The organism is Desulfovibrio ferrophilus (assembly GCF_003966735.1).
GTDB lineage: Bacteria > Desulfobacterota > Desulfovibrionia > Desulfovibrionales > Desulfovibrionaceae > Desulfovibrio_Q > Desulfovibrio_Q ferrophilus.
This window is the reverse complement of record NZ_AP017378.1, coordinates 2,355,306-2,369,929: the sequence shown is the minus strand read 5'-3', so window position 1 is coordinate 2,369,929 and position 14,624 is coordinate 2,355,306. Positions and strand designations below refer to the sequence as shown.

Here is a 14,624-nt window from a genome sequence, read left to right as displayed (position 1 = left end):
CTGTTCACCAAAAAAAGCCCCGGCCATGTCATGGCCGGGGCTTTTTCATGATCGTTGTGGCGGGAGCTAGTCCTGAGGCAGAGCCAGTGCCCGGTCCATGCGATTCAGGGACTTGTCCTTGCCCAGCACGGCCAGGGTCTCGTACAGGCCGGGGCTGAAGCTGCGACCGGTGATGGCCACGCGCACGGGTTGGGCAATCTTGCCGAACTTGAGCTCGCGTTCTTCGGCAAAGGCATGCAGAGCTTCTTCCAGAGCGGCTTCGGTGAACTCGTCCACTGTCGCCAGCAGGGCGCGTACTTCTGCAAGGAGTTCGCGTGCTGCTGGTTTCAGATTCTTTTTCACGGCCTTTTCTTCGAACTCGATCTGTTCGTCATCCATCAGGAAGAACGCGCATTGCTCGGCCATCTCCACCATGGTGGTGGCGCGGGGCTGATACAGGGGCACGATTTCGGCCAGTTTGGCGTCGTCGGCCTCAAGATCAAGGTCCTTCAGATAGCGAGCCAACAGCGGCACCAGCGACTCCACGGAGGCTTCCTTGATGTAATGGGCGTTGACGCTGGTCAATTTGGTCAGGTCGAACATGGACGGGGAGGAGTTCAGGCCCTTGGCATTGAACAGCTCCACGAGTTCCTCGCGGCTGAACACTTCCTGGTCGCCGTGGCCCCAGCCCAGACGTACCAGATAGTTGACCATGGCTTCGGGCAAAAAGCCCATCTTCTCGTATTCCATGACGCTCATGGCCCCATGGCGTTTGGAAAGCTTCTTCTTGTCCGAGCCGAAAATCATGGGCACATGACCGAATTCGGGCATGGGGTAGCCCAATGCGTTGTACAGGGCCATCTGCTTGGGGTTGTTGGACAGGTGGTCCTCGCCCCGGATGATGTGTGTCACGCCCATGTCGGCGTCATCCACCACCACGGCCAGATTGTACATGGGGCTGCCGTTGCCTCGGCGGATGATGAAATCGTCCACCATCTCCTGATAGTCCATGGAGATGGGGCCCTTGACCAGGTCCTTCCAGGCGCACAGGCCTTCGGGGGCCTTGAAACGCACCACACGCCCCTCGCCGGGGCCGAGGTTCTTGCTGCGACAGGACTCATCGTATTTGGGCTTCTTGCCCTCGGCCCGGGCCTTTTCGCGCATGGCATCCACCTGCTCGGAGGTGCAATCGCAGTAATAGGCGTGGCCGGTTTCGATGAGCTTCTCGATGTGCTGGTTGTACAGCTCGGTGCGATCAGACTGCAGGTACGGACCATGGTCCCAGTCCAGTCCAAGCCAGTTCATGCCATCCACGATGGCCTGGGTCATCTCTGGGGTGGAGCGGGCCTGGTCGGTATCCTCGATGCGCAGCACGAATTCGCCGTCGTGGGCACGGGCAAACAGCCAGTTGAACAGAGCGGTACGGGCGCCGCCGATATGTAGATAGCCCGTGGGGCTGGGGGGGAAGCGGGTGACGACTTTGGTCATTGGTATGATCTCCTGACGGAAAGAGTCCGGCACAAATAGCCGGGCCCCCGGAGCCGAAAGGCCTCGGGGTTACATATTTAAAGGATGTTGGTGCCGGACCGCTATACGGCCTCGACGCTCTGAACCTCTGGAACTTCCTTGAGGACGATGCGTTCGATGCCGTTTTTCAGGGTCATCTGCGACATGGGGCAGCCTTTGCAGGCGCCCTGGAGGCGCACCTGGACCACTCCGTCTTCGGTAATGTTCACCAGTTCAACGTCGCCGCCGTCGGCCTGCAGGGCCGGACGAACCTTGGCCAGGGCCTGTTCCACTTTATCGCGCATGGTTGTATCCTCCAATTGAAGCTGTCCGGGTGGTATACGGTCTGTCCCCGGCTTGTCAAACCTGTTGAGCAGGGCAGGATGTGCCGGATCCGTTTACCTCTGGCGCGCCGGGGCGGAGCCTGCTACAAAGCAGGAGTCGATATCCTCGATCTTTATGGAGAAACGATTGTGAACGAGCACGGCCCCACTCACCGTCCTGCCGACGGTGGCATGTACAAATGGACTTTGGGGATTTTGATCCTGTTTGCCCTGTACCTCGCGTACCGGGTGTTCAGTCCTTTCTTGACGCCCATTGTTTTCTCCAGCGTGCTGGCAGCCATCTTCTATCCCCTGTTCACCTGGGTTTCCAGTAAGCTGGGAGGCAAGGATACGTTCGCCGCCGTGGCCGTGTTGCTGATCGTGATTTTCTGCGTGTTCCTGCCCATGTTCTTTTTTCTGACCGGGTTGGTGAGTCAGGGAGCAACCTCCATTGCCGAGGTCACGGCCTGGCTGCGCAGTCCCGATTTCCAGGAGTTGTTGACCAGGGCCCGGGTAGAGACGGTGCTGTCGTGGCTGCAAGAGAAGCTGCCCTTCATTGATTTTGCGGGCATCGATTTTCAGTCCGGGATGATCCAGTTCTCGCGAAATGTGGGCCAGACCATGATTGCCATGGGTACGAGCATCCTGGGGAACGCCTTCAATGTCCTGATGCAGTTCATGATCATGCTGTTTGTGTTGTTCTTCCTGCTCAAGGACGGTCGACGCATGGTTCAGTATGTGAAGTATCTGTCCCCGCTGCATGAGGATCAGGAAGACACCATCATCAATAGTCTGCGCAATGTGTCGCGTTCGGTGCTGGTGGGTGGATTGCTGGTGGCCCTGTTGCAGGGCGTGGTGGGTGGATTCGGCTTGTCCCTTGTGGGAATCCCCCCGTTGTTCTGGGGGACGATGATGGGCTTCACCTCTCTGGTTCCTGTGCTTGGCACGGGCATCGTCTGGGTTCCGGCGACCTTGTACCTGCTGATTATCGGGGAGTATCAGTCCTCTTTGATTCTGCTGGGATGGTGCGGAATCATCGTCACCAGTATCGACACGTTCCTGAGGCCCTATTTCATGAAGGAAGCCTCGGGCATGCCCCTGCTGTATATTTTCTTGTCCGTGATCGGCGGCTTGCAGGCCTTTGGCCCTCCCGGCTTGCTGTATGGACCGCTCATCCTGTCGTTTACCATGGTCATGCTGCGTATTTATGGCGAGGTTTTTGGTGACGTCATCAAGCCCGAGGATGCGGCTGCTTCCGTTGATCAGGACTCGGAAGGGTAGGCAGTCGTAGACTCGGCTGCGAGTGATGCGTGAGCCGGGTGTGTTTCCGGGGCTGTGCTGGCGCTAGTCGCGCTTGGAAAAGCGCATGAATTTGAGGGGCAGCACTCCGGCGGTGATGAGCACACCGAGCCAGACGAATCCCCCTGCGAAATCTCCCCGGTCTCCGAACCATCCCAGCGCGGGTGGCGTGAGGCCACTTCCCAGCAGCACAGCCACGGGCACGATGAATGAGACCGCGATATTGCGCACCCGGTCAGGAAAAGCCAGTGAGACAGCGGTCAACCCGGCGGGGAAAAAGCACACGGCCAGGATGGGCTGCCCGATGGCTGCGGCAATGAGGCCCCAGTCAGAAAAGAGCCCCAGACAGGCCGTGAGTGTGCCCGTCAGCCCCAGGGACAGGGCCGCCGTGGCGCGAGCGCCGATGCGATCCACAATGATTCCCGATGTCAATGCCACCAGCGGTCCCGCCATGCGCGAGGCCATGAGCACCATATTGGCCCGTTCCACATCCATGTGGACCTCGTCGATGAGGTACAGGGAAAGCATGCTGTAAGGGCCGAAGCTGGCTGCAATGGCCAGTGAAAAGAGCAGTGCCAGCCCCCAGAATGCCGGTCGCAAAAGGACTTCCTGAAAGATCATGGCAGGACTGGGCGTCTGCCCCCGCTGTTCGCCTCCGCGTCCCTTGATGATGAACAACACCCCCATGCACAGGCCCAGCACGCCGAATCCCGCAAAGACGGTTCTCCAGGATACGACCTCCGCCAGTATGGCACCCAGCGCCGGGATGACTATGAACGCTGCATTGGGGGCCAGCTCGTGCACAGCCAATCCCTTGCCCCAGTGACGGTGCTCCAGAATGCTGGTGATGGCCGAAATGGCAGAGGGGAAGTACAGACCCCCGGCCATGCCCATCAGCAGCAGGTACAGCCGCAACAACGGCATGTTCGGCGCACGGGAGACCGCAATCATGGTCAGACCTATGGCAAATGTGGAGAGCAGGATGGCCCCGCGGTGGCGCAACAGGCGTGCCGCGATGCTGGACAGGACCATGGAGATGCTCATGCCCAGGGAGATGGGCAGGAACAGGCCTCCCGCCTGGGTGTGGCTGATGCCGAACTCGATTTCGATCATGGGCAGGAATGGCCCGAGGATGACCCGCGAGGCGAAATTCACGAAGAACAGCCCGGCGAATATCAGGAGATAGGGCAACGCGCCACGCAGGGGCAAAGTGGACGATTCGTCGGTAGTGGGCAAGGTGGGCATGCTCGTTGTCCGGGCTATATAAGGATAAGGCAGGAGCGACGCTTGTACCTCTGAACGCTGCTGGAGGCAATAATGGGGCCGCCTGTCATTGATGTGCAGACGTGTGCTTCTGTGCACTATGTTGCACTTATGTGCAAAGTATGGTGTGTTGTATATTGCACAAAGCAGGGGCTTGTCCTTCATTTTTTCGCCAATATGCTGGTTTTACAGGGTATGAGTTTTTGGCACGGCATGTGCTTAATGAGAGGCATCCACGTTGAATGCAACGCAATGACAAGGAGCACATGATGAACCGTAAAACATTGAGTATCGTAATCGCGACCGTGGCGGTCCTGTCCCTCTCCGCCATGGCCTTCGCTTACGGCCCTGGAATGGGCCCCGGGAACGGACGCGGCGGATGCGGCGGATACGGCCCCGCCCAAACGCTGACCCCCGAACAGCAGGAGAAGCTGGATATCCTTCAGAAGGAGTATTTCTCCAAGACTCAGTCCCTGCGTCAGGAAGTGTACGCCAAGCATATGGAGCTCGAGGCTCTGCTGGCTGCCAAGGATGCCGACGCGGCCAAGGTCGACGAAGTGACCAAGCGTCTTGTGGACTTGAAGGGTCGGATGTTCGAGCAGCGTGTGGAGTTCCGCAAGCAGCTTAAGGAGTTGGGTATCCAGAACTATGGTCGCGGCGGACGCGGTGGCTGCGGTCAGGCCAAGGGCAATTGCCCCGGCTATGGTCAGCGTAGCGGCCCGCAGGATGGCAGCGGCCCCTGTGGTGGTGCCCCCAACTGCCCCGGAGCCAATGGTTAATATATAAGGTCTCATCCATCCCCTCGCCTCAATAGGTATACCCGGGGTCCCGTCTGCGGCAGGCGGGGCCCCGGGACCATTTATATAAAAGACCGCCGCGACACAGGAGCCTTACGACCATGGACATCGGCCTGAGAGTCAAAGACAGAAGCTTTTTGCTGACCGCCGCACTGGCGCTGATGGTTCTTGGCCTTGGCTTGTCCTTTCTGACCTTCCAGAACCTGCGTCGCCAGCGCGAGACCGTCGAGGAACACATGTTCCTGGCTTCGCAGTCCATCCTGCGCGGGATCGAGGCCTCGCTGATGCGCGAGCTGAGGATTCACATGCCCGGTGGTTTCATGGGAGGGCGTGGCCGGATGGCCCGTCCAACCGTTGATCTGAAGCCCCGCCTCGTGGAAATGTTCGATGAACTGGTGGCCCAAAGTGATGTCGCCTTCATTGCCTTCTATGCTCAGGATTCTTCGTTGATCATCGGCGTTCAGGCCGACGGGCGGACAATCCCCTTGCTCCCGGTATCGGGATGGCGTGCTCTGCAGGATGATGGTCATTGGGCAGCAATGTACACTGGCGACAAGAAGGACGTCTTTGTCTCCGGCATCCGTGCCCGTCAGGGGCTCGCAAATCTTTGCGCTTTGGACCCCAGTCTCAAATGCCCGCCACAAAAGGGCGGTTTTCCGATCCTGATGGTTGGTCTGAATCCGGACCGGCATCTTGATAATTTCAATAAATTCAAGCGTACTGCCCTGTTGCAGACCGGCTATGTGCTGGTTGTTGCAGCCTTCCTCTGGGGGCTTGCCGTGGCCTATCTGCGCCGCCGTGACCAGAGTCATGCGCTGCACCGCCTTGAAACGTTCCACTCTCGTCTGCTGGACACCATGCCCGATGGTCTGTTGACCCTGAACTGCGACGAAGTGGTGCTGGCTGCCAACCCTGCGGCCAAGCGCCTGCTGGGCGGAGAAAACGAACTGGTCGGGTCGCGTTGGAGTGACCTGCCTCTGACCTGTTCCGATGGCTGGAGCGATAGCGATGTCTGCTCGCTTGGTGCGGGTTGGGTGCAGTGCCAGGCCGGTGGCCGCAGTCTGGAGGTGATGTCCGCCCCGATTCCTGCCGAGGATGGTGCCGGTGGCGAACGTCTGCTGCTGGTGCGTGACCGTACGGAGCTGAAGGCCCTGGAAGAAGACCTGGGCGAGGCCAAGCGTTTGGCCGCCATTGGTCGCCTTGCTGCGGGACTGGCGCATGAGATTCGTAATCCCCTTTCGGCCCTGCGTGGGTTTGCACAATTCTTCCAGAAGAAGCTCAAGGGCCGTGATCCCGAAGAGCAGTATGCAGATACCATGGTTCGCGAGGCCGATCGTCTGGATAAGGTCATCACTGACTTGCTGTTCCTATCGCGCCCACGGGAGCCGGAGAAGGTGCTGGTGGAGATGACTCCGCTGGCCAACGATCTCCGTGGACTCTTGCGCTTTGATCTGGAGCACGCCGGGGTGGAGCTGGATGTTGATATTCGTGCACAGCATGTGCTGGCCGATCCCGACATGCTCAAGCAGGCGCTCATCAATCTTGTGCTCAACAGCCTTGCCGCTGTGGGTACCGCAGACAGGCCCGGACATATCGGCATCGCTTCCTTTGACGACGAGAACATGGTGGCTGTGACCGTGACTGACAATGGCTCAGGCATGACCCCCGAAGAACGTGCGCATGCTCTGGAGCCGTTTTTTACCTCCAAGAAGCAGGGCACCGGATTGGGTCTGGCCATCGTGCATCGCATTGCGCGGGACCATGGCGGTCATGTGGAAATCATGACCCGGATCGAGGGCGAGGACCAAGGCACCGAGGTGCGCCTTCTTTTCCCTGCTGCCGATGACGACAACGAATTTAACGAGGGAGTTGAATCATGACGGGTGCCAAGGCCAAACGCCGGGTGCTGGTTGTGGATGATGAACCCGCACTGCGCTTGCTTGTGGGTGCTGTCCTCCATGACGAGGGCTGGGAGGTCATGGAGGCCGGGAGCGCGGAACAGGCGCTTGAGATGCTGCCCCAGGCGGCCCCCAGCGTGATCCTTCTGGATATGCGAATGCCGGGCATGGATGGGCTGGAAGCTCTGGGTGCTCTGCGCGTCAAGGCTCCCGGTGTGCCCGTGGTCATGCTCACTGCCTTCGGCACCGTGGGCCATGCCGTGGATGCCATGAAACGCGGGGCCTTCGATTATCTGACCAAGCCCGCTGACAACGAGGAACTGGTGGCCGTGCTGAGCAAGGCCTACGAATATTCCCGTCTTGTTTCGGAAAATGCCGATCTGCGCCGCGAAGCCGGAACAACGGTGGAGGCACGCAATATCGTGGGCCAGTCCCCGGGAATGCAGCAGGTCAAGGACCTTATCGAACAGGCCGGACCCAGTGAAGCCACGGTGCTGATCACCGGCGACTCCGGCACCGGCAAGGAACTGGTTGCTGCGGCGTTGCACGCCGTGAGCCAGCGGTCCAAGGGGCCGCTCATCAAGGTCAACTGCGCAGCCTTGCCAGCTGATCTTTTGGAAAGCGAATTGTTTGGTTACGTCAAGGGCGCCTTTACCGGAGCGGTGAAGGATAAACCCGGGCGTTTCCAATTGGCCTCGGGCGGTACCTTGTTCCTGGATGAGATGGGCGAGTTGCCCATGAATCTTCAGGCCAAGCTATTGCGCGCCTTGCAGGAACGTACCGTGGAGCCTTTGGGTGGCGTTGGTCCCATCCCCGTGGACGTGCGCATTCTGGCCGCCACCAATCGTGACCTTCAGACCGAAGTCGCTGCCGGGCGCTTCCGTGAAGACCTCTATTTCCGTCTCAACGTGTTGGAGATTGCCATTCCGCCCTTGCGCGAGCGCATGGACGATCTGCCGCTCTTGACCACCCACCTGCTGACGCGCTTGGGTGAAAAGAACAACAAGACCATCCGTGAATTATCCCCAGCTTTTGTGGAGGCATTGTCCCGCTATTCCTGGCCGGGCAACGTGCGTGAACTGGAGAACGCCCTGGAACGGGCGCTGGTTCTTTCGCGAACCGATTCGCTGGCACCTCAGGACCTGCCTCCGCAGGTACTGGACCCGCGTCCTGCATCTGCAACTCTCACGGCGCCCATCCCCTTTGGCGTGGATGCCTATGCGGCCACCGGCCTGCCCAAGGCTCCTCCCTCGCTGGACGAGGCCGAAAAGCAGGCGATCATGGAAACTCTGGCCCTGCATGGTGGCCATCGCCAGAAGACCGCCGATGCCCTGAACATCAGCCGCCGGACCTTGCAATACAAACTCAAGAAATATGGGTTGACCCTTCGGGGATAGCCCTTGCTTCCGGTTAATTGGGAAGAATGGAAAGCAGAGCGCCCTCCTGGTTTGACCGGGAGGGCGCTTATTCTTTGTGCTCGTATGGCGGGCTAGTCGCCAAGGCCCAAAGCGGCCATGACTTTTTCTACGGGTCTGCGCTCGGGCACGGTTTTGTGTTCAATGCTGCCCGCGGCCCATTCCTTGGTCACGTACAGCCCGCAGAAACAGGCTCCGTATTCCTTCATGTCCGGCTCGCGATATTCACAGGGGCAGACGATATCCCTGTCCTGCTCAAAGTCGCCAGAGGCCAAACGGCAGGGGCAGGCCATATGCCCGTAGCGCTCCTTGTTGGTCAGCAGACTGTCCAGCAGCGGCAGGGTCATGTTCTCGAGATCGTCATTGAAGTAGCAGCCCTTGGGCTCCTGAATCTTTTTCAGTGTTGTATACAGTTGCTTGGCGTCCATCTTATTCACCCTTTTCTGATGTTACCGGCAACTAGCCGAGGTGCTTTTTCAGTTCGTCCTTCTTGTAGCCCACGACGACGCAATCCTCATCAATGACCACGGTGGGGAAGGAGGCGGAGGGGTTGTACTTCTTGACCTGCTCAACGGCATCCTTGCGCTCGTCCCCAGTCAGTTGGTCAACGTGGATACAGGCGTATGTGATGCCCATGCTATCCAGATATTCTTTGGTGTGCTTGCAGTGGATACAGGTGGAAAGTGCGTAGACCGTGACTTGCTTGTCGGCCATGGGGTTCTCCTTTGATGGTGGCCCGTTGTTCAGGCCGATGAAATATCCGCGGTTTGCGGCATGGCTGCAATGAATTCAAATTTCAGCATATTCCGGTTATGCTTCAATTCTGAAATCGTATTGCTCCTTTTCAGGGAGCAGGTGCAACCACCAGCCGGAAAAGGATTCTTCTACTGGGCTCTGATGCCGGGATGAAATTCATCTCAAGCCACCCAGAATGTTAAATGTAAGTTGTCGGGTCGTTAAGGTCAACTTGCTGGCCGGGCACAATGCGCAATCGTTGGGGGAACAGTGGCTGAAAGAGAAAGGGAATACGCAGCAGGCCTGACCGAAGCCCAGGCTCGTGCGCAGTCGCAAAGTGGACGTGTGGTTAAATTGAATAGCAATGAGAATCCGTTGGGGTGCTCGCCTGCCGCGCGGATCGCCATGGCTCATGCAACGATGCAGGCGCATCGTTATCCGCCAGCGGTGGCGCAGGAGTTGAATGTGGCCTTGGCCCAACGGCTGGGCGTGGCAGAAGAATGCGTGGTGACCACGGCGGGTTCGGTGCAACTGATCGAGTTGCTCCTGGGGCTGACCTGTGCTGGCGGGCGAGGCGAAGCCTTGTCCTTTGCTCCGTGTTTTCCGGCCTTTGCCCACCGGGCGAAGATCATGGGGGTGGAGCATCGGCAGGTGCCGCTTGGGTCGGACTTTGGCATGGATTTGGGGGCACTGGGGCAGGCCGTGGATGAACGTACGCGCCTTGTCTATGTAGCCAACCCGGACAACCCCACGGGCCGGATCGTGAGTCGCGCCGAGTTGCTGGATTTTGCGCGGTCGTTGCCGAAAGACACGTTGTTACTGGTGGACGAGGCCTATCTGGATTTTGCTGACGACCCGCAGGCGGTTTCGGTGTTGGGAGTGCTGGATCAGGTTCCCCATTTGGGCATCATCCGTACGTTTTCCAAGGCCTACGGGCTGGCCGGGGCGAGAGTCGGCTATGGGGTGCTGCCGGTTGCCATAGCGCGAGAGTTGCGCACGATGCAGTTGCCGTTTGCCGTAAGCGGTCCCTCCATTGCCGGGGCACTGGCAGCACTCACGGACGAGGATTTTCGGAGGCAGTCCGCCGAGTTGGCGCGCGAGGGGCGTAAGTATTTGCAGCAGGAGTTGACGCGGCTGGGCTGTGAAATCGTGGAGGGCCAGGGTCCGTTCGTGATGTTTCGCCCTCAGCGCGAGGCCGGTAAGGTGTTTGAAAGCCTGCTGAAGCAGGGCGTGGCCGTGCGTCCGTTGGACTATGCGGGCCTGCCTGAATGGCTGCGCGTCAGCACTGGAACCCAAGAGGATAATGAAGAGTTTGTGAAGGCGTTGGGAGTGGCGTTGAGGGAGTAGGCATATCTGCCTAGTTGTTTTTGGGGGAGAGTGGAGCGGTTGCTCCAGCCTTGATGTGCAATGCCGAAAGCGTCCGCCTTCAGCGGGACCAGAGGAGGTTGGTGGGGATTGCTGGCGCTTTTTCCCCCCGAAACCTCCTCTGGACTCCTCCCCTCCCCCCTTGAGTCAAGGAAGTGAGTTATCCCAACCGCCAAACGAGTCGATTTGGCGACGTTTAAGCATCCTGTATGGTCGAATTTGTAGCCGGGCCTGACCGCTCAGTCGGTCGGCCAAGGTCCGCCCAGTTCGCGGCCTGATGTCCCGATGGAAGGGATGGGGCGGGGACTTTAAGTGAGGGCGATCGATCCTTCAAAAAAGTCCAATGCATTTGTAGGTTGTTACAGAATGTGGCAGTGCGAGGCGCAAGGGCAATTCAGGCCCGACGTGTACTTTTACGGTACACGAGGGTGTGAATTGGCCGTGGCAACGAAGCAATGGTGCGTTTTGGAGCAACCTACAGATTGTTGCGAAGCCGTAGCTCCAGCTTCCGCGCCAACGCCGAGCAGGTCAACGTCAGCATCAGGTAGAGCACCGTCACCGTGATCATGATTTCGAACGTCATGTAGGTGGCAGCCATCAGTTCCAGCCCCTGGAAGGTCAGTTCCTGTACCGAGATCACCGAGACAATGGCCGTGTCCTTGATGGTGGAGATGAACTGCCCGGCCAAGGGGGGGACGATGCGTGAAAAGGCCTGAGGCAGGATCACGTGGCGCATCTGCTGCCAGCGGGTCAGGCCCAGAGCATAGGCCGCCTCGTGCTGCCCGCGCTCGATGGACTGGATGCCCGCCCGTACGTGCTCGGTAATGAACGCGCCTTCGTAGACCGCCATGGTCAACAGCGCTGCCAGAAAATTGGAGATGCGCGGGACGGGAGCCGCCACATGCGGCAACAGGTTCTGGAACCACAGGGGGCTGGAGCGGATAAAATCGTCCACGCCCAAAGCCGTCATGAGGTGGTCGGCTAAAAAGAAATAAAAGATGAAGATCAATACCAACGGTGGAGTGTTGCGGATAAGCTCCACATAGGTCCGGCCCACCATGCGTGGAAACAGGCCCTTGGCCGTTCGCGCCAACCCCATGATCATCCCGAGCAGCGTGGCAAAGACCATGGTCCAGGCCGCGAGGCGGATGGTGGTCAGCAGTCCTTCCGTGACCAGCCCCGGCACCCAGCGTCCGGCGTCGGCATCAAAGCGCAGCAGATACTGCACCAGCACATTCCAGCGCCACTTGTAGTCCATCGTAGCTTCGACCCGCCAGATAAACAGTCCCACGCACAGTATCCCCACGCCGATGATCACGGCGTCGAGGGGGGTGAATTTGATCGGCTTTTTCCGCACTATCTAGGCTGTCCAGGAATGGTCATTGTTATTGCTCGAAATGTGTGGCGCGCCCGCACGGGGCGGGCGCGCCTTGAGTGTCTGCAAGTATGCGGAGGCCTGTTATTCGACCTGGCTCTTCCAATCCATGGTCTCGAACCAGTAGTGGTAGCGGTCCTGAATCCAGTTCTCGCCCTGTACGGCCAGAATCCAACTGTTGACGTAGTTCAGCATGTCCGGGTCGCCCTTGCGCATGCAGATGCCGTTGGGCTCGTTGGTCAGGTTGTTCTTCAGAGGGATGAACAGCTTGTCAGCGTTTTTCACGGCTTCCTGTGCTGGCAGGGGGGCCATGCTGACAAAGGCGTGGGCGCGGCCCATGAGCAGATCCTGCAAAGCTTGAGGCTCCTTATCGAACAGCTTTTTCTTGGCCTTGGGGAAGAAACGCTGGGCGGCCTTCTGGGCTGTGGTGCCGGTACGTACGGCGATGGTTACGTCGGGGCTGTTGAAGTCCTCGATACTGTCAAAGCCGGCAGCCAGTTTCTTGTTGGCCACCAGGGATTGGCCCGAATAGTAGTAGGGCAGGCTGAAGTAGACCTGCTGCGCCCGGTCGGCACGGATGGACATGCCGCCAATGAGCAGGTCGAATTTTCCGGCCAGCAGCGCGGGGATGATGCCTTTCCAGGCAGTGGGCACCAGTTCGATCTTCACGCCCATGTCCTGGGCAAAGCGTCGGGCCACATCGATTTCGAAACCGATGAATTTGCCGGTCTTGTCCTTCATGGCCCAGGGGACGAAAGTGTCGAACCCTACGCGCAATACGCCACGCTCCATGATCTTGGTCAGGGTGCTTTCCTCGGTCAGCTTCATCCCCGTATTGGCTGCCTGAGCTACGGTCACGCAGACAAGCAGGGTCAGGACCAGGACCAGGGCCGTGATCAGTCTCTTTGCTTTGGGCATCGTGTTGTTCTCCTTGCAGGTTCATGCCCTCGATGGGCTATTGATTACAGAATCTGGCTGAGGAACAGCCGGGTTCGTTCCTGTTTCGGGTTGTCGAAAAAATCGTTTGCCGGTGCTTCTTCCACCACGTGGCCGTCTTCCATGAAGATCACTCGGTCTCCGGCCTCGCGGGCAAAGCCCATCTCATGCGTGACCACGACCATGGTCATGCCGCCGTGGGCCAGGTCCTTCATCACTTCCAGCACCTCGCCGATCATCTCCGGGTCCAGAGCGCTGGTGGCTTCGTCAAAGAGCATGATCCTGGGATTCATGGCGAGTGCGCGGGCAATGGCAACGCGCTGCTGCTGCCCGCCGGAAAGCTGCGCCGGTCGGCTGTCCCGCTTGTCCGTCAGGCCCACCCGTTCCAGGAGTTCCAGAGTGGTTTCCGTTGCTTCGGCCGTGCTCTTCTTGCGGACCAGACGCTGGGCGAGATTGATGTTCTCCAGCACGGTCATGTGCGGAAACAGGTTAAAGGACTGGAAGACCATGCCCGTCTCCGTGCGGATGGCCAGCCGGTTGGCCGAGGAATCATCCAGAGGGGTGCCGTTGATGATCACGGCGCCTTCGTCCACGTCCTCCAGCCCGTTCAGGCATCGGAGCAGGGTTGATTTGCCGGACCCGGACGGTCCGATGACCACTACGACCTCGCATTGCTGAACGGACAGGGAGACTCCGTCCAGGGCGCGGACCCCGCCCGGGAAGGTCTTGGTCAGCCCGCGAGCGGTGATGATTTCTTGGCCAAGGCATTTGGCCTCGGAGGTCAGGTTGTTCATTTTCATGGGCTTACTCGTCCACTTTCAGGCGTTTTTCCATGGCTGCCACGGCGAGTGACAGCGGCAGGGTGATGGAGAGGTAAATGGCGGCCACGGTGAACCAGACCTCGAAGACCATGAAGGTGTCCGAGGAAATGACATTGCCGTGTTGGGTGAGTTCGAAGATGGCGATGGTGCTGGCCAGAGACGAATCCTTGATCAGCGATACGGCCACACCGGTCAGCGGCGGCAGCACCCGACGCACGGCCTGGGGCACGATGATGGTGCGGTAGGTGTCGAAGCGCGACAGGCCCAGGCTGTAGGCAGCTTCCCACTGTCCTTCCTGGATGGAGACGATGCCGGAGCGGAAGATTTCCGAGGCATAGGCCCCTTCGAACAGCGACAGGGCCAGTACCGCAGAGGCGAAGCCGTCCATGCCCAGCACCGGGGCGATGACGTAGTAGATGAAAAAGATTTGGGTCAGCAGCGGCGTATTGCGGATGAATTCCACGTAGCCCCGCGCGACCATCTGCGCGGCAAAGGAGCTGGATTGGCGCAGGATGGCCGTGGTCAGGCCAAAGGCCATGGCCAACACCATGGATATTCCGGCGATCTGGAAGGTGACGAAAAGTCCCTGCAACAGCGGCCCGGCACTGAGTACACCGCCTTCGGAGGTGAACAGATAGCGGGGCATGCGATACCACTTCCAGTGGTATCCCAGGCCTTGTTCGCCTGAGGCGATGAACCAGGCCACGACACCCAGCAGCAAGGCATAGAGTGCAAAATCCTTGTAGTGGGCACGCAGGGCGCGGCCCAGAGGCAGAGCAAGAGCGGTCACGACAGGGGCCTCCTGTCGATGGGGTGGTCTGGGATGGGTTTTGTAGCGGGTTGTGGAGAGACTTTACAAAGGCGGATGGTGACGGTTGCACGGGGCAGGGCGCAGTTTCCGTCCGTGGGCAG

14 protein-coding genes are annotated in these 14,624 nt (G+C 59.3%); 5 read left to right on the top strand and 9 right to left on the bottom strand.

The window, feature by feature from the left end; genetic code table 11:
- Positions 1-66 precede the first annotated feature (66 nt).
- The gene (gene gltX, locus EL361_RS11025) at positions 67-1,467 is read right to left on the bottom strand and encodes a glutamate--tRNA ligase (protein ID WP_126379485.1); all 1,401 of its coding nucleotides are present in this window, start codon (positions 1,465-1,467) and stop codon (positions 67-69) included.
- Positions 1,468-1,568: 101 nt separating this feature from the next.
- On the bottom strand, positions 1,569-1,790 hold the full coding sequence (locus EL361_RS11020; RefSeq protein WP_126379483.1) for a NifU family protein: 222 nt from the start codon (positions 1,788-1,790) through the stop codon (positions 1,569-1,571).
- Between the two features lie 78 nt (positions 1,791-1,868).
- Between EL361_RS11020 and EL361_RS11015 the strand changes: the two genes are divergently transcribed.
- Positions 1,869-3,089: an AI-2E family transporter gene (locus tag EL361_RS11015; RefSeq protein WP_126379481.1), complete on the top strand. Its 1,221-nt coding sequence runs from the start codon at positions 1,869-1,871 to the stop codon at positions 3,087-3,089.
- Positions 3,090-3,152: 63 nt separating this feature from the next.
- On the opposite strand, the gene EL361_RS11010 is transcribed toward EL361_RS11015, so the two are convergent.
- Positions 3,153-4,352: an MFS transporter gene (locus EL361_RS11010; RefSeq protein WP_172961718.1), complete on the bottom strand. Its 1,200-nt coding sequence runs from the start codon at positions 4,350-4,352 to the stop codon at positions 3,153-3,155.
- Between the two features lie 284 nt (positions 4,353-4,636).
- Between EL361_RS11010 and EL361_RS11005 the strand changes: the two genes are divergently transcribed.
- The 3 genes from EL361_RS11005 to EL361_RS10995 all read left to right on the top strand — a co-directional run bounded on the left by EL361_RS11005 (position 4,637) and on the right by EL361_RS10995 (position 8,462).
- Complete coding sequence (locus tag EL361_RS11005) at positions 4,637-5,149, top strand: periplasmic heavy metal sensor (RefSeq protein ID WP_172961717.1); 513 nt, start codon at positions 4,637-4,639, stop codon at positions 5,147-5,149.
- Between the two features lie 119 nt (positions 5,150-5,268).
- Positions 5,269-7,047: a two-component system sensor histidine kinase NtrB gene (locus tag EL361_RS11000; RefSeq protein ID WP_126379475.1), complete on the top strand. Its 1,779-nt coding sequence runs from the start codon at positions 5,269-5,271 to the stop codon at positions 7,045-7,047.
- A complete protein-coding gene (locus EL361_RS10995) occupies positions 7,044-8,462 on the top strand; it encodes a sigma-54-dependent transcriptional regulator (RefSeq protein WP_126379473.1) in 1,419 nt (472 codons plus the stop codon). The genes EL361_RS11000 and EL361_RS10995 overlap by 4 nt, the downstream gene beginning before the upstream one ends.
- 92 nt (positions 8,463-8,554) lie before the next feature.
- Here EL361_RS10995 and EL361_RS10990 read toward each other — a convergent pair whose 3' ends face one another.
- Entirely contained in the window at positions 8,555-8,908 is a 354-nt protein-coding gene (locus tag EL361_RS10990; protein WP_126379471.1) for a ferredoxin-thioredoxin reductase catalytic domain-containing protein, read from the bottom strand.
- Between the two features lie 31 nt (positions 8,909-8,939).
- Complete coding sequence (locus tag EL361_RS10985; protein ID WP_126379469.1) at positions 8,940-9,194, bottom strand: glutaredoxin family protein; 255 nt, start codon at positions 9,192-9,194, stop codon at positions 8,940-8,942.
- A gap of 291 nt (positions 9,195-9,485) precedes the next feature.
- Here EL361_RS10985 and hisC point away from each other — a divergent pair, with 291 nt between their 5' ends.
- Entirely contained in the window at positions 9,486-10,562 is a 1,077-nt protein-coding gene (gene hisC, locus EL361_RS10980; protein ID WP_172961716.1) for a histidinol-phosphate transaminase, read from the top strand.
- Between the two features lie 493 nt (positions 10,563-11,055).
- Here the strand turns inward: hisC and EL361_RS10975 are convergent, their stop codons facing one another.
- The 4 genes from EL361_RS10975 to EL361_RS10960 all read right to left on the bottom strand — a co-directional run bounded on the left by EL361_RS10975 (position 11,056) and on the right by EL361_RS10960 (position 14,502).
- Positions 11,056-11,937, bottom strand: coding sequence for an amino acid ABC transporter permease (locus EL361_RS10975; RefSeq protein ID WP_232034764.1), 882 nt, complete (start codon positions 11,935-11,937; stop codon positions 11,056-11,058).
- Between the two features lie 102 nt (positions 11,938-12,039).
- Entirely contained in the window at positions 12,040-12,873 is an 834-nt protein-coding gene (locus EL361_RS10970) for a transporter substrate-binding domain-containing protein (protein ID WP_126379464.1), read from the bottom strand.
- Positions 12,874-12,917: 44 nt separating this feature from the next.
- Complete coding sequence (locus EL361_RS10965; RefSeq protein WP_126379461.1) at positions 12,918-13,691, bottom strand: amino acid ABC transporter ATP-binding protein; 774 nt, start codon at positions 13,689-13,691, stop codon at positions 12,918-12,920.
- A gap of 4 nt (positions 13,692-13,695) precedes the next feature.
- Entirely contained in the window at positions 13,696-14,502 is an 807-nt protein-coding gene (locus EL361_RS10960) for an amino acid ABC transporter permease (RefSeq protein ID WP_232034763.1), read from the bottom strand.
- Positions 14,503-14,624 lie beyond the last annotated feature (122 nt).